General features: G+C 69.4%; 16 protein-coding genes. 10 read left to right on the top strand and 6 right to left on the bottom strand.

What is annotated here, in order from left to right:
- Nucleotides 1–4: 4 nt before the first annotated feature.
- Nucleotides 5–1,159, bottom strand: a complete 1,155-nt coding sequence (locus EV675_RS07280; RefSeq protein ID WP_130356643.1) for an amino acid ABC transporter permease — start codon at nt 1,157–1,159, stop codon at nt 5–7.
- Nucleotides 1,160–1,166: 7 nt separating this feature from the next.
- Nucleotides 1,167–2,186, bottom strand: a complete 1,020-nt coding sequence (locus EV675_RS07285; protein WP_130356644.1) for an amino acid ABC transporter substrate-binding protein — start codon at nt 2,184–2,186, stop codon at nt 1,167–1,169.
- 145 nt (nt 2,187–2,331) lie between these two features.
- Here EV675_RS07285 and EV675_RS07290 point away from each other — a divergent pair, with 145 nt between their 5' ends.
- From EV675_RS07290 to EV675_RS07300, 3 genes are all read left to right on the top strand, one after another.
- Nucleotides 2,332–3,027, top strand: coding sequence for a cell division ATP-binding protein FtsE (locus tag EV675_RS07290; protein ID WP_130357942.1), 696 nt, complete (start codon nt 2,332–2,334; stop codon nt 3,025–3,027).
- Nucleotides 3,024–3,929 carry a cell division protein FtsX gene (locus EV675_RS07295; RefSeq protein ID WP_130356645.1) on the top strand — a complete coding sequence of 302 codons (906 nt, stop codon included), beginning with the start codon at nt 3,024–3,026 and terminating at the stop codon, nt 3,927–3,929. The genes EV675_RS07290 and EV675_RS07295 overlap by 4 nt, the downstream gene beginning before the upstream one ends.
- A 123-nt stretch (nt 3,930–4,052) precedes the next feature.
- On the top strand, nt 4,053–5,639 hold the full coding sequence (locus EV675_RS07300) for a CYTH and CHAD domain-containing protein (protein WP_130356646.1): 1,587 nt from the start codon (nt 4,053–4,055) through the stop codon (nt 5,637–5,639).
- On the opposite strand, the gene EV675_RS07305 is transcribed toward EV675_RS07300, so the two are convergent.
- From EV675_RS07305 to EV675_RS07320, 4 genes are all read right to left on the bottom strand, one after another.
- Nucleotides 5,611–6,339 (bottom strand): aspartate/glutamate racemase family protein, encoded by a 729-nt coding sequence (locus tag EV675_RS07305; protein ID WP_130356647.1) that lies wholly within the window; start codon nt 6,337–6,339, stop codon nt 5,611–5,613. The two genes, EV675_RS07300 and EV675_RS07305, sit on opposite strands and share 29 nt — an antisense overlap.
- A gap of 5 nt (nt 6,340–6,344) precedes the next feature.
- A complete protein-coding gene (locus EV675_RS07310; protein WP_130356648.1) occupies nt 6,345–7,319 on the bottom strand; it encodes an ABC transporter substrate-binding protein in 975 nt (324 codons plus the stop codon).
- A 64-nt stretch (nt 7,320–7,383) separates the two neighbouring features.
- Nucleotides 7,384–8,802, bottom strand: coding sequence for an aldehyde dehydrogenase family protein (locus EV675_RS07315; protein WP_242621354.1), 1,419 nt, complete (start codon nt 8,800–8,802; stop codon nt 7,384–7,386).
- Between the two features lie 145 nt (nt 8,803–8,947).
- Nucleotides 8,948–10,066, bottom strand: a complete 1,119-nt coding sequence (locus EV675_RS07320; RefSeq protein ID WP_130356650.1) for a helix-turn-helix transcriptional regulator — start codon at nt 10,064–10,066, stop codon at nt 8,948–8,950.
- Between the two features lie 204 nt (nt 10,067–10,270).
- On the opposite strand from EV675_RS07320, the gene EV675_RS07325 reads away from it, so the two are divergent.
- The 7 genes from EV675_RS07325 (at nt 10,271) to EV675_RS07355 (ending at nt 20,322) form a co-directional block, all read left to right on the top strand.
- Nucleotides 10,271–11,611 carry a UbiD family decarboxylase gene (locus EV675_RS07325; RefSeq protein ID WP_130356651.1) on the top strand — a complete coding sequence of 447 codons (1,341 nt, stop codon included), beginning with the start codon at nt 10,271–10,273 and terminating at the stop codon, nt 11,609–11,611.
- A 74-nt stretch (nt 11,612–11,685) separates the two neighbouring features.
- Entirely contained in the window at nt 11,686–12,366 is a 681-nt protein-coding gene (locus EV675_RS07330; protein WP_165404481.1) for a GntR family transcriptional regulator, read from the top strand.
- A gap of 14 nt (nt 12,367–12,380) precedes the next feature.
- Entirely contained in the window at nt 12,381–16,112 is a 3,732-nt protein-coding gene (locus EV675_RS29960) for a hydantoinase B/oxoprolinase family protein (RefSeq protein ID WP_130356653.1), read from the top strand.
- A gap of 27 nt (nt 16,113–16,139) precedes the next feature.
- The gene (locus EV675_RS07340; RefSeq protein WP_130356654.1) at nt 16,140–17,144 is read left to right on the top strand and encodes a TRAP transporter substrate-binding protein; all 1,005 of its coding nucleotides are present in this window, start codon (nt 16,140–16,142) and stop codon (nt 17,142–17,144) included.
- Nucleotides 17,141–17,668, top strand: a complete 528-nt coding sequence (locus EV675_RS07345) for a TRAP transporter small permease subunit (protein ID WP_130356655.1) — start codon at nt 17,141–17,143, stop codon at nt 17,666–17,668. Before EV675_RS07340 ends, EV675_RS07345 begins: the two co-directional genes overlap by 4 nt.
- 8 nt (nt 17,669–17,676) lie before the next feature.
- On the top strand, nt 17,677–18,966 hold the full coding sequence (locus EV675_RS07350) for a TRAP transporter large permease (protein WP_130356656.1): 1,290 nt from the start codon (nt 17,677–17,679) through the stop codon (nt 18,964–18,966).
- Nucleotides 18,967–18,990: 24 nt separating this feature from the next.
- On the top strand, nt 18,991–20,322 hold the full coding sequence (locus tag EV675_RS07355) for a UbiD family decarboxylase (protein WP_130356657.1): 1,332 nt from the start codon (nt 18,991–18,993) through the stop codon (nt 20,320–20,322).
- The last annotated feature ends 98 nt before the right edge of the window (nt 20,323–20,420 follow it).

Here is a 20,420-nt window from a genome sequence, read left to right on the forward strand (position 1 = left end):
TCCATTAGCGTTCTACCAATGCCATACGGCGGTTATAGAGGTTCATCAATACCGAGATCGTCAAACTGACCGCGAGGTACGCCGCCATGATGATCAGCACGCCCTCGATGGCCTGGCCGGTCTGGTTCAGCGTCGTGTTGGCGATGGAGACGATGTCCGGGTAGCCGATGGCGACGGCCAGCGAGCTGTTCTTGGTCAGGTTCAGGTACTGGCTGGTGACGGGCGGGATGATGACGCGCAGCGCCTGGGGCAGCACGACCAGCCGCAGGACCTTGCCGCGCCGCAGTCCCAGGGATTCGGCGGCTTCCCACTGGCCGCGGTTCACGGACTGGATGCCCGCGCGCACGACCTCGGCGATGAACGCCGCCGTATAGATCACCAGCCCGAACAGCAGGGCCGTGAACTCGGGGGTAAGGGTGGCGCCGCCGATGAAGCCGAATCCTTGCAGGTGGGGTACGTCCAACTGCACGGGCGCGCCGCCCGCCAGCCAGCCCGCCAGCGGCAGGCCGACCAGCAGCGCGACGACCCAGTGGGCGATGGGTCGCACGTCCCCGCTGTGCTGCTGGCGCCGCCGCATCCAGTGCGCCAGTGCCAGCGCCAGCACGACCGCCAGGGCGAAGCCCGCCGCGGCCAGGTCGAAGCCCGGGTGGTCGGCGGGCAGCGGCAGCTTGATGCCGCGGTTGGACAGGAATACGCCGGGCAGGAGCTCCAGCGCCTGGCGGGCCGGGGGCAGGGTCTCGGTGATCAGCGCATACCAGAGAAAGAGCTGCAGCAGCAGCGGCGTGTTGCGCATCAGTTCGACGTACACCGAAGCCAGCCGCGCCACCAGCCAGTTGCGCGACAGGCGCGCGATGCCCACCACCGTACCCAGGATCGTCGCCAGCACGATGCCGGCCGCCGCCACGCGCAGCGTGTTCAGCAGGCCCACCAGGATGGCCCGCGCGTAGGTGTCCTGGGGGTCGTAGCGGATGGGGGCCTCGCCTATGGCGAAGCCCGCCTCGCGTCCCAGGAAGCCGAAGCCCGACGAGATGTTGCGGGCGGCCAGGTTGGCCAGCGTGTTCGAGACCAGGAACCAGGCCAGCCCGGCGACGGCGGCCAGGGCCACCGCCTGGTACACCGCCGAGCGGACGGAGGGATTGCTCCAGCTCAACCGGGACATGCGCGCGTCAGCGGATGGGCAGCGCGTACATCAAGCCGCCCTTGGTCCAGAGGGCGTTGGCGCCGCGCTGCATCTTCAGGGGGCTGCCCTGGCCCAGGTTGCGCTCGAAGCTCTCGCCGTAGTTGCCGACCTGCTTGACGATGTTGTAGGCCCACTTCTCGTCCACGCCCAGGTTCTTGCCGGCGCCGGGCGTCACCCCCAGGATGCGCTGCACGTTGGGATTGGCGCTCTTGGCCATTTCGTCGACGTTCCTGGACGTGATGCCGTATTCCTCGGCCTCGATCATCGCGTTCAGCGTCCACCGGACGATGGCCGCCCATTGTTCGTCGCCCCGGCGCACCATGGGCCCCAGCGGCTCTTTCGAGATCATCTCGGGCAGCACGACGTAGTCGTCCGGGTTGGACAGCTTGGTGGTACGGATCACGTTCAGCGCCGAGATGTCGGTGGTGTAGGCGTCGCAGCGGCCCGCGGCGAAGGCGCGGACCAGTTCGTCGAACTTGTCGATGACCACGGGCTTGAAGGTCATCCTGTTGGCGCGGAACCAGTCGGCCAGGTTCAGCTCGGTGGTGGTGCCGGGTTGCAGGCAGATGGCCGCCTGGTTGAGTTCCTTCGCGCTCTTGACGCCCAGTTTCTTCGATACCAGGATGCCCTGGCCGTCGTAGAAGTTCACGCCCACGCCGGTCAGCCCCAGCGCGGCGTCGCGCTGCAGGGTGATGGAGGTGTTGCGCGGCAGGACGTCGACCTCGCCCGATTGCAGCGCGGTGAAGCGCTGCTGGGTATTGAGCGGGGTCAGCTTGAACTTGGTGGCGTCGCCGAACAGCGCGGCCGCGACGGCCTTGCACAGGTCCACGTCGATGCCGGTCCAGTTGCCCTTGCTGTCGGGGTTGCTGAAGCCGGCCACGCCGGTCGAGACGCCGCACTGCACGAAGCCTTTCTTCTTGACGGCGTCCAGCGTGGGGCCGGCGTGGGCAGCATGCGCGGCGCCCAGCATCAGGGCGGCGGCGAGGAAGGATTTCAATGCTTTCATGGCGGGCTCCTTGCGCGGGGGGCCCTGGACTATAAAGCATCGCCGGCCACGGCCTCCCTGGGGAAACGTACCGTAGCATGTGTTCGGTATGATGAAAACCTCGGGCCTGTCGTCTCCGGACGGCCCAGGTTACTATTTCGACCTCATGATCGAATTCCAGCAAGTCTACAAATCCTATGGCCGGGGCATCGACACGCTGGCCGATGTGACCTTCGGCATCGCCCAGGGCGAATTCGTCTTCGTCTCCGGGCCGTCCGGGGCCGGCAAGTCGACCCTGTTGAAACTCATCGCGGGGCTGGACGTCCCCAACCGGGGCACGGTCCTGGTCAACGGGAAGAACGTCGGCAAGCTGCCGGGCCGGTTCCGCCCCTACCTGCGGCGCGCCATCGGCACCATCCTGCAGGACGTGCACCTGCTGAGCGACCGCAGCGCCTTCGAGAACGTGATGCTGCCCCTGACCGTGACCGGCCATTCGCGCTCGGCCGCCGCCAAGCGGGCGCATGCCGCCATCGAGCGGGTCGGCCTGTCCGGCAAGGACGGCCTGCGGCCGCAGGAGCTGTCCGGCGGCGACCAGCAGCGGCTGGCCATCGCGCGGGCCATCGTCAACCGTCCCGGCCTGTTGATCGCCGACGAACCCACCGCCAATCTGGACCGCGAGAGCGCCCGCCGCATCGTCGAGGTCTTCCGCGACTTCAACCGCGTGGGGGTGACCACCATTCTGGCCACGCACGACGAAAGCCTGATCACCGACTACGCCACGCGCGTGCTGCTGGTCAAGGAAGGCCGGGTCACCGACGGCGGCAAGCGCACGCCGCGCCTGGGCGGGGAGGTCCACGCATGAGCCCCCTGATCCGCCAACATCGCTACGCGCTGGGCGTGACCCTGCGCCGGCTGCTGTCGCAGCCGTTCTCGTCCATCGCCAACATCCTCGTCATCACGCTGGCGCTGGCCATCCCCTTGCTGGGCGCGGCGGCGCTGATGTCGCTGCGGCCGGTGGCCAACCACCTGACGGCCGATCCCGAGATGACCGTCTTCATGCAGGTCAGCGCCACCCCGGCCGAGACCGGCGCGGTGGCCGACCGGATCCGGCGCGACCACGCCAGCGAGATCCAGGCCCTGCGGGTGATCAGCCGCGACCGCGCGCTGTCCGAGCTCAAGGCCAATCCGGCCTATGCCCAGGCCCTGGCGGTGCTGCCCGACAACCCCCTGCCCGACGCCATCGTGGTCACGCTGGAAGGCGAGGACCTGGCCCAGCGGTCGGCCAAGCTCGCCGCCCTGTGGAAGACCTGGGCCAAGGTTGACATGGTGCAGGTGGACAGCGCCTGGGTGCAGCGGCTGGAGGCCATCCTGCGGTTCGCCCGCGCCAGCCTGCTGTTCCTGGCCCTGGTGGTGGCGGTGGCCGTGCTGGCGGCGGTCTTCAACACCGTGCGCATGCAGGCCCTGTCGCAGCGCGAGGAAATCGGCGTCGCGCGGCTGGTGGGCGCCACCGAGTCCTTCGTGCGGCGGCCCTTCCTGTACCTGGGGGCCATCAGCTGCGGCGTGGCGGCGCTGGCCGCCATCGGGCTGGTGGCGGTGGTGCTGGATCCGCTGAACGCCGCGCTGGCCGACCTGGCCCGCAGCTACGGGACCGAGTTCGCGCTGCGCCTGCCGCAGTGGGAATGGCTGGCGGCCTTCGTGGTCGGGGTGGCCCTGCTGGGGGCGCTGTCCGCGCGCTGGTCGGTCACCCGGAACACCCGCTTCTGATCTCGCGGCGGCATGGGCCGCCGCGGTTGCGAATTGTGACGGTCAGATGACCTGTCATCATTTTCGAGGGCGGCGAGCTCTACCATGTCGGGAATTTCCCGTCATGGCTCGCCTTTCGTCCTCATGCTAGAACAAGAACTCAAGTTTTCCGTCCCCTGGGCCGCGCGCAAGGCGGTCGCCGGCCAGTTCGCTTCCCTGTCATCCCCGCCCCGCATGCGCCTGCGCGCGCTGTACTTCGACACCCCCGACCGACAACTGGCCCGCCAGCGCGCGGCGATCCGGCTGCGCCAGGAGGGCCGCAGGTGGGTGCAGACCTTCAAGATGGCGGGGGCCGATGCCATGTCGCGCGTGGAACTGAACCATCCCAGCCCCGGCCGGGCCCTGGACCTGTCCGTCTATGCCGGCACGCCGGCCGAAGCGGTGCTGGCCGGGCTGAGCGCCGAGCTGGGCGTGCGCTACGAGACCGACGTCTGGCGCAGGGCGGCCGCGGTGCGTACCCGCGCGGGCATGGTGGAAGCGGCCTACGACGAGGGCACGATCCGGGCCCAGGGACTGGAGCTGCCGGTGTGCGAACTGGAGTTCGAGCTGGTGTCCGGGCGGCCCCAGGCGCTGTTCATCGTGGCCGGCCGCTGGCTGGCCCGGCACGGCCTGGTGCTGGACCTGCGCAGCAAGGCCGAGCGCGGCGACGGGTTGGCCAATGCCGCCGTTCGCATCGCCGCCGCGCCGCTGGACGAACGGCCCCAGGTCAGGGAAGCGGAGATCGCCGCGTTCTGGGCGCCGCGCTTCGCCGCCGGCATCGATCTGGCCCAGGGCGAGACGCCCGACCGGGCGCTGGCCGCGATGACCGCCGAATGCTTCGAGCAGATCGCCCGCAATGCCGCGCCGCTGGCGGCGGCCGACGCCCCCCCCGGGGTGCGGCTGGGAGGCGCCGAACACGTGCACCAGTTGCGTGTCGGCATGCGCCGGCTGCGCTCGGCGTGGAAGCTGCTGGACGGCAATGCCGAGCTGCCGCCGGCGGTGTTGCAGGACGGCGCGCGCAGGCATTTCGCCGATTTCGGCCGGGTGCGCGACCAGGACGTCATGGGCGGCGAGGTCCTGTCCGCGCTGGTCGGTGCCGGCATGCCGCCTTTGACATGGCAGCCGGAGGCCGGAACCGATGCGGCCACCCTGGCGTCGTCCACGGATTTCCAGTCGTGGCTGCTGGGCCTGCTGGCCTGGAACGTGGGCATACGCGAGCCGGCTCCCAGCCTGCCGATGGCCGGCGGATTGCCGGCCGCCGAACCGGCCGTGGCGCCGGCGCCCGAGCGCCCCGTCCGCCTCGCGCGCGCCATCACGCCGCGCCTGGGCAAGTGGCACGACCGGCTGGTTCGCGAAGGCAGGCATTTCGTGCGGCTGGAGGACGAACGCCGCCACGCCCTGCGCAAGCTGGCCAAGCGCCTGCGCTACGGGTTGGCCCTGTCGGCGCCCCTGTACCGCGCCGCGCGCGTGCGCGCCTATCGCAAGAAACTCGCGGCGCTGCAGGACATCCTGGGCGAGATCAACGACCTGGTCGTGGCGCGCACGCACTATGCCTCGCTGGCCGACGCGCATGCCCAGGCCTGGTTCGCCCTGGGGTGGATCGCCGCCCGGCTGCGCGAGCTGGAGGTCCGGGCCGAGGCGGCCTTCGGTGCGCTGGCCGACGTCAAGGTGCCGTGGAAGGCCCGGCGGTGAAGTGCCGGGGCCGCAGGCCCGCGTGGAACCAGGACACCAGGGTATGGGTGTCGAATACCGGCAGGCCCAGTTCGGCTGCGACGGCCGCCGAATGGACCGGGAAGTTCGCGCATTCGCTGACGATGGCGCCGACCTCGGGATGCCGGCCGACCAGCCGGCGGGCCGCCGCGACGACCTCTCGCTGGTGTGCCGCGACGTCGAACGCCGTCCGGTTCTCCAGCAGGTCGCGCTTGAACAGCGAATCGGGCGGCAGTCCCTCGACCGGCGGCGTGCCGGCCACGCCCACGCCCTGGAAGTGGGCGGACGTCAAGGCTTCGGCCACGGGCGTCAGCACGCCCACGGTCCTGCCGGGCGGCAGCAGCGCCTGCGCCATGGGAATCTGCAGCAGGCTGGAGGTGGCGACGGGAACGGGGCAGCGCGCGGCCAGTTCGCGTTGCAGCACCGCCAGGAAGCCGCAACTGGTCACGATGCCGTCCACCCCCATGGCCGCCAGGTCGGCGGCTGCCCGCGCGAACAGGTCCAGCGTGCCGCCGGCCTCGGGGCCGGCGACGCGGGCGCCCGTGGCGCCCTTGACCACCGCATACTGGACGGGGAAGGGCCAGGTGGCCGCGTGGCCGATGTCGCCCGGGACGCGCTGGAAGCCCGTGTCCAGCAGCAGGATGCCGACGGACACGCCGTGCAGGGTACGGGCGCGCGGCATCGAACTCAATCCACGAAGCAGTTGCAGTGCTCGAAGGCAGCCGGGACGGGCTTGCCCAGCTGGGCGAACTTCTTGCGGCTGATCAGCGCGGCGTAGTCTTTGCGGCCGGGCTTGATGGGCGCGAGGTCGGTGGTCTTGCGGCCCTTCAGCAGTTCCGCCGCCAGCCGGGCGGCGTGCGCGCCCTGGACCTGGTAGGACGCGGCGTAGGATACGGCGACCACGCCTTTCTTGATCAGTTCGGTTTCCGCGCTGAGGATGGGGATGCGGTAGCGGTCGGTGACCGAGGCCAGCGCCGGCATCGAGGACTGCACCAGGCTGGAGCCGATGGCATAGACGAAGTCGACGCCGGACAGCATCTGGGTGCGCTGCTGCACGTCGATGGCCGAATCCACGCTGACCGCCTGCAACGCCAGGCCGGCCCGCTTGGCGGCGCCTTCGATGGATTTCATGGCCACCACGTCGTTGGCTTCCCCGGGGGCGTACAGGACGCCGAACTTCTTCGCGTCGGGGAAGATCTGGCGGGCGAACTCCAGGACCGCGTCGTAGTCCATCGCGCTGGCCGAGCCCACGAAGCGGGGCCCGCCCTGGTTCCAGTTGGGCACCAGCCCGGCGGCCACCGGATCGCTGATCAGCACGAACACCAGCGGGATGCGCTTGTCGCTGACGCTGGTGATGGCCGCCTGCGACACCGGCGTGGTCACCGTCAGGATGACCGAGGGTTTGTTGGCTTCGATCTGGTTCAGGATCTGGGGGATCATGGCCGGGGTGAAGTTGGCGTCGCTGTAGACGAAGCGCACGTTCTTGCCGTCCACGTAGCCCAGCCTGGCCAGTTCTTGCTTGAAGCCCGACACGCTCTGGTCCAGCGCCGGATGCGGACCGAAGTTGGCGATGCCCACGACCACGGGTTCCTGCGCGCCCGCCGCGCAACTGGCCACGAGGGCCGTTCCGGCCACCAGCCGTCCGAGAAGTTTGCCCAGCATGGTTTTCTCCTGCCAAGAACGCGAAAGGCCCGCGCGCCGCTTGGCCGGCGCGCGGGCGGGAAGCTCAGGTTTCGAGTTCGGAAAGTTCGGTCAGGGGCTTGATGCCGCCTTCGTTGGCGATCAGCGCGCGCTTGCGGACGTAGCGCAGGATGCTGGTCGCGCCATAGCGCGACCCGCCCATGCCGGACATCTTGAAGGCGGTCTTCTCGCCATCGAACATCATGCCGCGCTGCAGTTCGGTGTCGTTGATGCTGACGCCGCCCGCCTCCATCAGCGTGGCGAAGTCGCCCGCGGTGTGCGTGTCGGGACCGAACACCGCACCCGACAGGCCGAAGACCGTGTCGTTGACCAGATGGGCGGCTTCCTCGACGGAGTCGAACTTCATGACCGGCACGACGGGACCGAAGGTTTCCTCGGTCATGACCGCCATGCCGTGGTCCACGCCGGTGACGATGGTGGGATCCAGCCAGATGGCGCCGCCCACGTTCTCGACCTTGCCGCCCGACAGGATGCGGGCGCCGCGTGCCACGGCGTCCTGGAGCTGCGCTTGGACGATGGCTCCCTGCGCCTCGAAGATGAACGGGCCGTAGTGGCCGCCGTCTCCCGCCGCGTGGCTGCGCCGCAGCGTGGCGGCCTGCCGCAGCAGTTCGGCGACGAACTCGTCATGCACCGAGGCATCCACGTACACGCGTTCGATCGCGTAGCAGACCTGCCCGGTGTTGTAGATGGCGCTGCGCAGGATGCTGGTGGCGGCGCGGGCGAGATCCGAGCCCGCCAGCACCACGGCCGGGTCCTTGCCGCCAAGCTCCAGGAAGGCCGGGATGAAGGCCTCGGCGGCGGCAAGCGCGATCTTGCGTCCGGTCTTGATGCTGCCGGTGAAGACGATGGCGTCGCTGTTGGCCACCACGGCCTGCCCGGTCTCGGCCCCGCCGCGCACCAGCGTGATGATGCGGGCGAGTTCGGGCACGTCGTCGATCGAGCGCTGCAACGGTTCGACGAAGCGCGGCGTGACTTCGCTGGGCTTGATCATGACGGCTGCGCCGGCGACCAACGCGGGAATCGCGTCGATGAAGGACAGCACCAGCGGAAAATTCCAGGGGCTGATGACGCCCACCAGCGGATAGGGCACCAGGGTGGTCTTGAAAATGATCTCGTCGTTGTGCGAGAACTTGCGGAAGGGCTGCGCCAGCACCTGGGGCGCCGCCTCGCAGTAGCCGTGGATGAAGTGCTCGACGGCGCCGAGTTCCTCGTGCGAGATGCGCGTGCGGCCGGTGTCCACGCTGAGCGCCGCCGCGATCTCGGCGGCATGCCGGCCCAGGGACTCGGCCCATTTCTTCAGGATGGCGATGCGGCGCTCCAGGCCGCCCGAGAACCAGGCGCGCTGCGCGTCGCGCGCCGCCCTGGCCTTGGCGGCGATGTCCGCCGCGCTGGTGGGTTCGAACCGGTAATCCCGTTCGCCGCTGCGTGGATTCCGTACTTCCATGACTGCCATTGTGTGCCTCGCTAGTTGTGCCCATCGGGGATGGGACGATCCTATGCGAAGCATGGGGCGGCAATCAGTCCGCGGCGCGCATCAATGCCGATTTCCTAGAAAAGTCATCTGTTTCCCGAAACCAGGCCGGATGCGGTCAGTGCGCGCCCGGCGGATGCAGCGGATCGCCGGCGTGGCGGGCCAGGACTTCGTCGGCGCTGCCCATGCGGCGGGCGTCCTTGGGCGCGAAGCCGAAGTGTTCGCGGAACGAGGCGGTGAAGCTGGTCTGGTGCTGGTAGCCCACCGCGCAGGCCACCTCGTTGACGGACAGGCGGTCCTGGATGAGCAGGTTCAGCGCGCGGTTCATGCGGTGGCTGTGGCCGAACTCGAACACCGTCATGCCGTACAGGAACTTGAAGCCGCGCTTGAGCTTGGAGGTGTTGGTGCCCACCGCGCGCGCCAGCTCCGGGATGGTGGGTACGCGCGTCATGTCCGACAGCATGATGTCGCGCGCTTTCTCGATCAGGCGCAGGTCGCGGGTCGAGAATACGCCCGGGGCGTTCTCGCTTTCTATGTGGTTCTGCCACAGGTCCAGCGAGGCGCACAGGATCTCGCTGGCCTTGGCCTCGGCCAGCAGCAGGCGGCGATAGCCCTGGTAGGGGTTGGCCAGCAGTTTCTCGATGGCGTGCAGCACTTCCACGCCCACCGGCATCTGGTGGCAGAAGACCTGCTCGTTGCCCACGGCGTCCAGCTTCTTCTGGAAGGCGTTGCCGGCGCCCAGCGAGGCGCGGACGAAGGCATCGAAATAGGCCTGCGTGACGTACATGCTGACCATGCGCCACGATCCGGGGCCGCAGTGCACCTGGTAGAGCATGTCGTCGCCCTGCTGCACCACGGTCAGGTTGGGCGAGCCGATCTGCACCTCGCCCGACTCCGAGAACTCGACGCGCGCCGGGCCCTTGAGCACGAAATGGAACTCGACGAAGCCCTCGGGCAGCACGCTTTCGGTGCGTTCCTTCGTGTAGCGGCAGCTGGTGATGACCAGGAAGATCTCGTCGCGCAGGCTGATCAGTTCCCAGTAGCCTTCGGCCGGATCCTCGGAAACGGCCACGCGCTGTCCGTAAAGGCCCGGGCCCCTGGCCTGGGGCGAGGCGGCATGTTCGGCCGTGGCGCGCAACTGGTGGAAGGCTTCGGTGGTGCGGGCATGCCGGCCCGCCAGCCGGGTCCTGAACAATCCATCGTCGCTCTGGTCGGGACGAAAGGGGAAGGTATTCATCGGCACTCCCTGCGGTCGGAAACTCGGCGGTGGCATACGGTACGGTGGCGCGGCCGGCCGGGCAATCCGGGCTAACACGCGGATGCGGACGCCCGGCCCCTCAAGTTGTTCCGTAATCCTAGGTTTTCGACGCGCCGGGCAAAGAAGCGCGGCCACGGCCGTTGCTATCGTGGGCTTTCTTCGTAAAGCTGGTTCTTCACAACGATGAGACACTACCTCGACAAGCTCCAGTCCCGGGGCGAGCTGGTCGTCGTCCACAAGGAAGTGGATCCGCGCTTCGAGGCCGCCGCGATCGCCCGCCGGCTGCAGTCCGAATCGAAGCAGGCCGTGCTGTTTCCCCATGTCCGGGGCAGTGCGCTGCCCGTGGTCATGAACGTCTACAGCGAGCACGAACGCCTGCGCGAGATCATCCGCTGCGGGCGCAAGACCTTCTGCGAGCGCCTGGGCGAGGAGATCGCGCTGGCGGCCACGCTGGGGCAGGGCGCCTGGACCGATGAGCCGGACGAGCGCGACGAATGGTGCTCGGGCACGCTGTCCGATCTGCCCATCCTGACCTATCACGAGCGCGACGGCGGTGCCTACATCACCTCGGGCATCTTTCTGGCGAAGCATCCCGACAGCGGCGTGCCCAACCTGTCGTTCCACCGGTCGATGAAGGTCTCGGACGGCGAACTGCGCGTGCGCCTGGGCAGCACGCACGACCTGGCACGCTGCCAGCAGGCGGCCGAGCGCGACGGCAAGCCGCTCGAGGCGGCGATCCTGGTCAGCGCCGCGCCCGAGCTGTTCATGGCGGCCTGCGTGTCGCTGCCGCCGGATGCCAGCGAACTGGCCCTGGCCGCGGCCATACGCGGCGGGCCGCTGCGCATGAGGCCGTGCAGGACCATCGACCTGTCGGTGCCGGCCGCGGCCGACATCGTGATCGAGGGACGCATCCTGCCCAACGAGCGCCGTCCCGAAGGCCCCTTCGGCGAATTCATGGGCTACTACGTCGAGGTGGGCGAGAACCACGTGTTCGAGGTCACGCACGTCGGCTGGCGCAAGGGCGCCGTCTTCCACGGACTGATCTGCGGTTCCAAGGAGGATCTGCGGCCGCTGGAGGCGGCCACGGCCGCGCGCATCTACCAGGCGCTCAAGACCCAGGTGCCGGGCGTGCTGGACGTCTCGTGCCGGCCCACGGTCATGAACACCATCATCAAGATCCGCAAGCAGTACGAAGGGCACGGCGGCCACGCGCTTCTGGCCGCGATGGGATCGCACCTGGACTACAACAAGTTCTGCGTGGTGGTGGACGAGGACGTCGACATTTACGACATGGAAGAGGTGGTCTGGGCGTTCGTGACGCGCGGGCGCGCCGACACCCGCACCATGGTGGTGCCCAACGTGCCGGGCTTTTATCGCGATCCGCACAAGGACCATTGGGGACGCCTGGCGCTGGATGCGACGCGACCGTGGGGGCGCGAGGCGGAGTTCGAGCGCAAGCGGATTCCGGGCGAGGATACGGTGGACCTGGCGGAGTATCTGGGCTCGCAGTGGCCGTCGGCATAGGGGCTGGAGCGGAGTCGGTATGCAAAAAACAATTGTTTTTCTGCCGGGACTGGCCGATGATACGCGGCACGACCATGAAGACACTGCCGCCTCTTTCCCTGGAGCAGTTGCCCCGCGCGGACCTGCTTCCCGAACGTATCTACCGCCAGATCCACGAGAAGATCGCCAGCGGCGAGATCGATCCGTCCGTGCGCATGACCGAGACGCAGCTGGCCGCGATGCTGGGCGTCTCGCGCACGCCGCTGCGCGAGGCGTTGACGCGCCTGCGCCACGAGGGGCTGCTGACCGCTGGCAGGGGAACCTCGGTGGCATCGCTGTCCCGCCAGGATCTCGAGGAAATCATGGAACTGCGGCTGCTGATCGAGCCCTATCTGGCAGCCCGCGCCGCCCGGTCGGTCACGCCCGAGGGCCTGGCCGCGCTCGAAGCGGTCGTCCAGCGGGAAGTCGATGCGCTGTCCCGGCCATCCCTGCAGAAATTCGTCATGGCCAACCATGACTTTCGCGTCGCGCTGGTGCGGCTGGCCGGCAACAAGCGGCTGGGCGAGGCGGCCAGCCGCCACGACAGCCAGATCCAGACCCTGCGGCGGGCCACGCTGGAGAAAAAGTCCAACCGCGAGATCGTGGTCCGGCACCACCGGGCGCTGGTCGAGGCGCTGGGCCGGCGCGATGCCCGCGCGGCCGAGAAAATCATGCGCGACCTGATGCTGCAGGCGCGCGAATCGATCCTGGCGCTGATTCCCGCGCGCAGGTCCTGAAAGGAGCAACGGTCTTGCTACGGCTGGGTATCGACATAGGGGGAACTTTCACCGACTTCGCGCTGGAAGCCAGCGACGGCGGCTCGACGCGGCGATGGTTCCTGAAAGTGCTGACGACCCCGGAGTCGCCGGAACGCGGCGTGCTCGAGGGGCTGGACCGCGTTCTTGCCGATGCCGGCTTCCGGCACGCCGACCTCGATGCGGTGGTGCATGGCACCACGCTGGCCACCAATGCCGTCATCGAGCGCCGCGGCGCGCGCATCGCGTTCATCACGACCGACGGCTTTCGCGACACCCTGGAGATGGGCACCGAAAGCCGCTACGACCACTACGACCTCTATGTCGATAAGCCGGACCCGCTGGTTCCGCGCGACCTGCGCCTGGTGGTGGACGAGCGCATGTCGGCGGACGGTCAGGTGCTGCGCCCCCTGGACGATGCCGCCATCGAAGCGCTGTTGCCGGCCCTGGACGAAGCCGGGGTCGAGGCCGTCGCCATTGGTTTCCTGCACAGCTACCGGAATCCCGCGCACGAGAGGCAGGCCGGGGCCGCGCTCGCGCGGCTGCGGCCGCATCTGGACGTGTCGCTGTCGTCCGAGGTCGCGCCCGAGATCCGCGAGTTCGAGCGCTTCGCGACCGCCTGCGTCAATGCCTACGTGCAGCCGGTGATGGCCGGCTATCTGCGCCGCCTGGAAGAGGCGCTGGCGGCGCGCGGCGTGCGCGCGCCGCTGCTGTTGATGCTGTCCAACGGCGGCCTGTGCGAGGTCGAGGTCGCCCGGCGCTTTCCCGTCCGGCTGCTGGAGTCGGGACCCGCCGGCGGCGCCATCCTGGCGGCCGACGTGGCACGGCGCCTGGGCATAGACCGCGCGCTGCTGCTGGACATAGGGGGGACCACCGCCAAGCTGTGCTTCATCGACGAAGGCGCGCCGCAGACCGCGCGCTCGATGGAAGTGGCGCGCCTGGCCCGCTTCAAGGCGGGCAGCGGCATTCCGCTGCGCTTTCCCGTGGTCGAGCTGGCCGAGATCGGCGCCGGCGGCGGCTCCATCGCGCACCTGGATGCGCTGGGGCGGCTGCAGGTGGGGCCGGAGAGCGCCGGTTCGGTGCCGGGGCCGGCCTGCTACATGCGGGGCGGCACGCAGCCCACCGTCACCGACGCGCACCTGGCGCTGGGCCGGCTGGACGCGGAGCATTTCGCCGGTGGCCGGATGAGGCTGGGCCTGGGCGCGGCGCGCGAAGCGCTGGGCGGGCTGGGCGGATCGCTGGGGCTGTCGGTCGAGGACGCGGCGTGGAGCATCTGCGAGATCGTCGACGAGAGCATGGCCAATGCCGTTCACGAGCACGCGGTCGAGGTCGGCAAGGGCGTGGATGGCCGCACGCTGATCGCGATCGGCGGCATGGCGCCGCTGCATGCCGCGCGGCTGGCCGCCAAGCTGGGGCTGGACCGGGTGGTCATTCCGCAAGGCGCGGGCGTGGGGTCGGCGCTGGGTTTCCTGCGCGCGCCGGTGGCGTTCGAGACGACCCGCAGCGTGCAGGCCAGGTTGTCGTCGTTCGACGCGGGCCAGGCCAACGCCATCGTCCAGGAACTGGCCGCCGAAATGCATCGAGTGGTCCGCCGGGCCGCTCCCGGCGCCGAGGTTCGCGAGCAGCGGACCGCCTGGATGCGCTACCAGGGGCAAGGACACGAGATACGGGTGCTTCTACCCGACCGCCCCTTCGGCGAAGAGGCCGGGCAGATGCTGGCCACCGCGTTCGAGGCCGCCTACCGGGCGCTTTACGGTCGCGTGATTGCCGGCGCGCAGATCGAGGTGCTGGGCTGGACCGTCAGGGTGGAGGCGCCGGTACCGGACGTCGCGCCCGCCGCGGCCGGCATGGACGCATCCCGCGCGGCCGGCGCGCGCCGGTTCTACGACCAGACCCTGCGCGATTTCGTGTCCGGTCCGGTACTGCCTGCCCGCGCCGTGGCGCCCGGCGCGCCGCTGGCCGGACCGGCCCTGCTCGTGGAGGACGAGACCACCATCGTGGTGCCGGCGGGCCTGGCGGTCCAGGCCACCCCGGCGGGCGACATCGTGCTGGACGGCGCGGCGGCTTCCCCGGCCGCCGCGGCGGGCCGCGGCATGCCCGAGGAGATCAAGGCCCAGGTCCTGTGGAGCCGCCTGATCGCCGTGGTCGAGGAGCAGGCGCGCACGCTGATGCGCACGGCCTTCTCTCCCACCGTCCGCGAAGCGGGCGACCTGTCGGCCGGGCTGTTCGACCTGGAAGGACGGCTCATCGCCCAGGCGGTCACGGGCACGCCCGGCCATGTCAATTCCATGGCCGCCTGCGCCCGCCATTTCCTGGACAAGCACCCGCCGGCCTCCATGTCCGAGGGCGACCACTTCATCACCAACGACCCCTGGCTGACGTCGGGCCACCTGCACGACGTTACCGTGTTGTCGCCCGCCTTCCAGGGCGGCAAGGTCGTCGGCTTCTTCGCCTGTACCTGCCATCAGGTCGACATCGGCGGCCTGGGCCAGGGGCCGGACGGGCGGTCGGTGTACGAAGAAGGCCTGTACATCCCCATCCTGCGCCTGGCGCGCGCGGGCCGCATCAACGAGGACCTGCTCGACATCGTGCGCGCCAACGTGCGCCAGCCCGAGCCGGTGGTGGGCGACATCCTGTCGTACGTCACGGCCAACGAAGTCAGCGCCCGCCGCCTGGCGGCCACCCTGGACGAGTTCGGCCAGGACGGGCTGGCCGCCATTTCGGCGTTCCTGCTGGAACGCTCGGCCGCCGGCATGCGCGCCGCCATCGCCCGGCTGCCCCGGGGCAGGTACACCTCGCACATGCGGCTGGACGGCTACGACCGTCCGGTCGACATCCATTGCGCGGTCGCCATCGACGGCGAGCGCATACGGGTATCGTTCGACGGCACGTCGGCGGCCAGCGCCAAGGGCATCAACCTGGTGCTGAACTACACCCGCGCCTACGCCGCGTTCGGCGTGCGCGCGGCGGTCGCGCCCGGCGTGCCCAACAACGCGGGATCGCTGTCCCTGGTGGAAGTGGACGCGCCCCAAGGTTCCATCCTGAACGTGCGCCATCCGGCGCCGGTCTGCGCGCGCCACATCATCGGCCAGTTCCTGCCCGAGGTGGCGCTGGGCGCGCTGGCCGGGGCGCTGCCCGGCCGCATCCCGGCCGAGGGAGCCGCCTGCAATTGGGGGCTGCAACTGCGCGGCGGCGCCGAGGGCGGCATGCCTTTCGAGATCCTGTTCTTCAACGCCGGCGGCTCGGGCGCGCGTCCCGAAGGCGATGGCTTGTCGGCCACCGCTTTTCCCAGCGGCATCCGGTCCATCCCCGTCGAGATCTGCGAAACGGCCGCGCCCATCGTCATCTGGCGCAAGGAACTGCTGCCCGACAGCGGCGGCGCCGGCCAGTACCGAGGCGGTCTCGGCCAACGGGTGGAGGTCGCTTCCCGCGACGGGGCGCCGTTCCAGGTGTTCGGCATCTTCGACCGGGTGCTCAATCCCGCCCGTGGGCGCGAGGGCGGCGCCGACGGCGCGCCCGGGTGGGTGGGCACCGTCTCGGGATCGGCCATGCGTTCCATGGGCCTGCAGACCGTGCCCGCCGGCGAAGTCCTGCGCATCGACGTGCCGGGCGGCGCCGGCTACGGCGATCCGTCGCGCCGCGCGCCCGAGGCGGTCCGCCGCGATACGCGGCTGGGCTATCTCTCGCCGGGGGCCGCCCGGCGATTCCATCCCGGTGCGATCGACTGATCGCGCGCACACCAAGGAAGTCCGAGCATGCAACGACACTCCATTTCCCTTCGCATCCGCGCGCTGCTGGGCATCGCGGCGCTGGCGCTCGGCGGCTCCGCCCTGGCGCAGACCCGGCTCGACATGGCGATCGCCTGGCCGCCGGGCAATTTCCACACGAAGAACGCCGTGGCCTTCGCCGAGGCGGTGGACAAGGCCACCGGCGGACAGGTGAAGATCACCGTGCACGCGGGTGGGGTGTTGGGGTTGAAGGGACCCGAGACGCTGCGCGCCGTGCGCGACGGCATCGTGCCCATGGCCGAGTTCAACGCGCCGCAGCAGGTGGGCGACGCACCTCTGTTCTCGCTCGAGGCGCAGCCCTATCTGGTGGGCGACTATCGCCAACTGCGCGTGCTGCACGACATCATGCTGCCCGAGTACGACAAGGTGCTGGCCCGCTTCGGGCAGAAGCGGCTGTACATGACGCCCTGGCCGGACCAGTATCTCTTCACCCGCAAGCCGGTCGCGGCGGCGGCGGATGCGAAGGGCATGAAGGTGCGGGTCACGGACCGCGTGACGTCCGAACTGATCAAGCAGGTGGGCATGTCGCCGGTGCAGATGACCTTCGCCGACATGATGCCGGCGCTGGCCTCGGGCGGCCTGGATGGCGTGACGACCTCGGCCAGCACCGCCGTGGACTCGCGCTTCTGGGAGTTCCTGAAGCACGCCTACAAGACGAACCACGTGTGGTCGTCGAACGTGGCGACGATCAACCTGGCCGCATGGAAGAAGCTGACGGCCGCGCAGCGCGACGCGATCGAGAAGGTGGCGCGGGATCTCGAACCGGCCTTCTGGAAGGCCAGCCAGGAGGACGACGCCAAGTCGCTGGCAGTCCTGCGCGAACACGGCATGCAGATCGAGCCCTTGCCCGCGCCCGTCGCCGCGGACCTGAAGCAGGCCGCCGCCGGCATGGTCGAGGACTATGCGCGGCGCACGCCGCCCGTGCCCGAGCTGCTTCGCCAGTATCGCGAGCGCGCGGGGCAGGCCCGATGAGGGCATTGCTGGACGGCATCGATCGCCTGGCGCTCTGGGGCGCGCGCCTCGCCTGCTGGTTGATCGGCGCGATGCTGGCGCTGATCGTGGCCGAGGTCGCCTCGCGCAAGCTGCTGGGCATCAGCCTGGAGTTCGCCTGGGAATACGCCAGCTATCTGCTGGCCATTTCCTTCCTGGCCGGCAGCGGCCACGTCCTGCGGGCCGGATTCCACGTCCGGGTGCAATTGGCGCTGAACGCGCTGGCGCCGCGCCGCGCCCGCCTGCTGGATGGCGTGGTCACCGCGTTCACGGTCCTGGTGTCGGGTTTCTTCGCGTACGCGCTGTTGCGGCTGGCGTACATCTCCTACCTGGACCAGACGCGTTCCTTCCTGCCCAGCAACTCCCTGCTGTGGCCGTTCCAGGCCCTGTTCGCCCTGGGAGCCGTCGTCCTCGCGCTGCAGTTCGCCGCGCGCCTGGCGCGCATCGTGCTGGACGAGCCGACCGAGCAAGGCACGAGCGACGCGCCGCTCGTCTCCACGGAATAGGGGCCGCCATGATAGAAATCGCTCTCGTCGTCGCGGGGCTGCTCATACTCCTGCTGGGGGCCGGCGTATGGGTGGGCCTGGGGCTGATGGCCACGGGCGGGCTCGGCCTGATGCTGTTCCGCTCGACGCCGGTGGACGTGCTGCTGGGCCAGTTGTCCTGGAACTCGGCCACCGTGGCCGAGCTGTCGGCCCTGCCGCTGTTCGTGCTGATGGCCGAGATCCTGTTCCGTACCCGCATCGCGGCCGCGATCTTCGATGCGCTCGCGCCGTGGACGACGTGGCTGCCCGGACGGCTGGCCCACGTGAACGTGGCGGCCTGCACCGTTTTCGCCGCCGTGTCCGGATCGTCGGCCGCCACCGCGGCGACCATAGGCCGGATCACGCTGCCTGAACTGACCCGCCGCGGCTACGGCGGTTCGCTGGCGATGGGGTCGCTGGCTGGCGCCGGCACCATCGGCTTTCTGATTCCTCCGTCGATCGTGATGATCGTCTACAGCGTGCTGGCGCAGATCTCGCTGCTGGACCTGTTCATGGCGGGCATCGTGCCCGGCCTCGTGTTGTCGGCCATGTTCAGCGCCACCATCGTGCTGCTGGCGCTGGCGCGGCCGGGCCTCGTGCCGCAGGCGCGCGAACGCTACACCTGGGGCCAGCGCCTGGCGGCGCTGAAGAACCTGCTGCCGGTCCTGCTGCTGATCGGCGCCATCATCGGCTCGATGATGGCCGGCATCGCCACGCCCAACGAGGCGGCGGCGGTGGGCGTGGTGGGCGCGCTGGCCATCGCCGCCGTCTCGCGCGACCTGAGCCTTGCCGCCTTGCGCCAGGCCATGATGGGCACCGTCTTCACGTCCTCGATGATCGGCCTCATCGTCATGGGGGCCGGCTTCCTTTCCACTGCCATGGGCTACCTGGGCGTGCCCCGGGCCGTGGCGGAAATGATCGCGCCGCTGCACCTCGGGCCGGTGGGGCTGGTCGTCCTGCTGCTGCTCGTCTACCTGGTGCTGGGCTGCTTCCTGGATGGCATATCGGCCATCGTCATGACGCTGCCCATCGTGCTGCCGCTGGTGACGGCCGCGGGCTACGACCCGGTCTGGTTCGGCATCTTCCTGGTCGTCACCGTGGAGATGGCGCAGGTGACGCCGCCCGTGGGGTTCAACCTGTTCGTGATCCAGGGGTTGACCAAGGTGTCCGCCATGCGGGTGGCGCGCTCGGCCTTGCCCTTCTTCTTCGCGATGGTGGTCTTTACCGGCCTGATCATCGCCTTTCCGCAAATCGTCATGTGGCTGCCCGGCCTGAAATAGCCGGGCGGCCCGCTGGAATCCATCATGAAAGACTACCTGGCCAGGCTCGAGGCCCGCGGCGACCTGATCGTCATCGACCGCGAGGTCGATCCCGTCCATGAACTGGCGGCCGTGGCGGTGCAGTTGCAGCGCAAGTCCGGCAAGGCGGTGCTGTTCAACAAGGTGCGCGGCAGCGACATGCCGGTGGCCATCAACGTCTACAGCAATCACGATCGCCTGTGCGAGATCATCCGCTGCGGCGACAGGAATTTCTGCGAACGGCTGGACGAACAGATCCAGGACGCCGCCGGCAACGCCGCGTGGCAGCGCGACGCCGGTCCGCAAGCATGGCGCGAGGGCAAGCTGAGCGACCTGCCGCTGCTGACGCATCACGGCCGGGACGGCGGCGCCTACATCACCTCGGGCATCTTCGTCGCCCAGGATCCGCAGACGGGCGTGCCCAACCTGTCGTTCCATCGTTCCCTGTACGTGTCCGACCAAGAACTGCGCATCCGCCTGGGCAGCTCACACGATCTGTATCGCTACCAGCAGGCCGCCGAAGCGCGCGACCAGCCGCTGGAGGCCGCCATCCTGATCGGCGCGCCGCCCGAGGTGTTCATGGCGGCCTGCGTGTCGCTGCCGCCCGAAGGCAACGAGCTGGCTCTGGCCTCGGCCATGCGCGGCGAGCCCCTGCCCATGCGCCCGTGCAAGACCATCGGCCTGTCGGTGCCGGCCGATGCCCAGATCGTGATCGAGGGGCGCATCCTGCCGCACGAGCGCCGTCCCGAGGGTCCGTTCGGCGAATTCATGGGCTACTACGTCGAGGTGGGCGAGAACCACGTGTTCGAGGTCACCCACGTCTCGTGGCGCGAGGGCGCGGTCTACCACGGGCTGGTCTGCGGCTCGCACGAGGACCTGCGGCCGCTGGAGGCCGCCACGGCCGCCCGCATCTACAAGCACCTGAAGGGCCAGGTCGCGGGCGTGCTGGACGTGACGTGCCGCCCCACGGTCATGAATACCATCGTCAAGATCCGCAAGCAGTACGAAGGCCACGCCCAGCACGTCCTGCTGGCCGCCATGGGGTCGCACCTGGACTACAACAAGCTGTGCGTGGTGGTGGACGAGGACGTGGACATCTACGACATGGAAGAGGTGATATGGGCCTTCCTGACGCGCGGCCGGGCCGATACCCGGACCATGGTCGTCAAGGATGTGCCCGGCTTCTACCGCGATCCGCACAAGGACCACTGGGGCCGGCTGGGGCTGGATGCGACCAAGCCCTGGGGCCGCGAGGCCGAGTTCGAACGCAAGCGCATCCCGGGGGATGACGCGGACATGGTGCTGGCCGATTATCTGGCACCCGGGCAGCAACTCTAGTACCGGCGCGGGCCGTCGTCCGCCAGAAAGCAAACAGGGATACGGCGACGTATCCCTGTTTTTTTATCGGCCCTGGCAAGGGCGCCGGCAGGAGCCGG

Origin of the sequence: Pigmentiphaga kullae, from assembly GCF_004216695.1 — a bacterium.
Classification (GTDB): Bacteria; Pseudomonadota; Gammaproteobacteria; order Burkholderiales; family Burkholderiaceae_B; genus Pigmentiphaga; species Pigmentiphaga kullae.

Excerpts from the sequence above, each read along its gene's own strand:
- EV675_RS07330 (WP_165404481.1), top strand. The coding sequence starts at position 11,686 with ATGAAGACACTGCCGCCTCTTTCCCTGGAGCAGTTGCCCCGCGCGGAC.
- EV675_RS07355 (WP_130356657.1), top strand. The coding sequence starts at position 18,991 with ATGAAAGACTACCTGGCCAGGCTCGAGGCCCGCGGCGACCTGATCGTC.
- EV675_RS07320 (WP_130356650.1), bottom strand. The coding sequence starts at position 10,066 with ATGAATACCTTCCCCTTTCGTCCCGACCAGAGCGACGATGGATTGTTC.
- EV675_RS07325 (WP_130356651.1), top strand. The coding sequence starts at position 10,271 with ATGAGACACTACCTCGACAAGCTCCAGTCCCGGGGCGAGCTGGTCGTC.
- EV675_RS07350 (WP_130356656.1), top strand. The coding sequence starts at position 17,677 with ATGATAGAAATCGCTCTCGTCGTCGCGGGGCTGCTCATACTCCTGCTG.
- EV675_RS07345 (WP_130356655.1), top strand. The coding sequence starts at position 17,141 with ATGAGGGCATTGCTGGACGGCATCGATCGCCTGGCGCTCTGGGGCGCG.
- EV675_RS07290 (WP_130357942.1), top strand. The coding sequence starts at position 2,332 with ATGATCGAATTCCAGCAAGTCTACAAATCCTATGGCCGGGGCATCGAC.
- EV675_RS07310 (WP_130356648.1), bottom strand. The coding sequence starts at position 7,319 with ATGCTGGGCAAACTTCTCGGACGGCTGGTGGCCGGAACGGCCCTCGTG.
- EV675_RS07315 (WP_242621354.1), bottom strand. The coding sequence starts at position 8,802 with ATGGAAGTACGGAATCCACGCAGCGGCGAACGGGATTACCGGTTCGAA.
- EV675_RS07340 (WP_130356654.1), top strand. The coding sequence starts at position 16,140 with ATGCAACGACACTCCATTTCCCTTCGCATCCGCGCGCTGCTGGGCATC.
- EV675_RS07295 (WP_130356645.1), top strand. The coding sequence starts at position 3,024 with ATGAGCCCCCTGATCCGCCAACATCGCTACGCGCTGGGCGTGACCCTG.
- EV675_RS07305 (WP_130356647.1), bottom strand. The coding sequence starts at position 6,339 with ATGCCGCGCGCCCGTACCCTGCACGGCGTGTCCGTCGGCATCCTGCTG.
- EV675_RS07285 (WP_130356644.1), bottom strand. The coding sequence starts at position 2,186 with ATGAAAGCATTGAAATCCTTCCTCGCCGCCGCCCTGATGCTGGGCGCC.
- EV675_RS07300 (WP_130356646.1), top strand. The coding sequence starts at position 4,053 with ATGCTAGAACAAGAACTCAAGTTTTCCGTCCCCTGGGCCGCGCGCAAG.
- EV675_RS07280 (WP_130356643.1), bottom strand. The coding sequence starts at position 1,159 with ATGTCCCGGTTGAGCTGGAGCAATCCCTCCGTCCGCTCGGCGGTGTAC.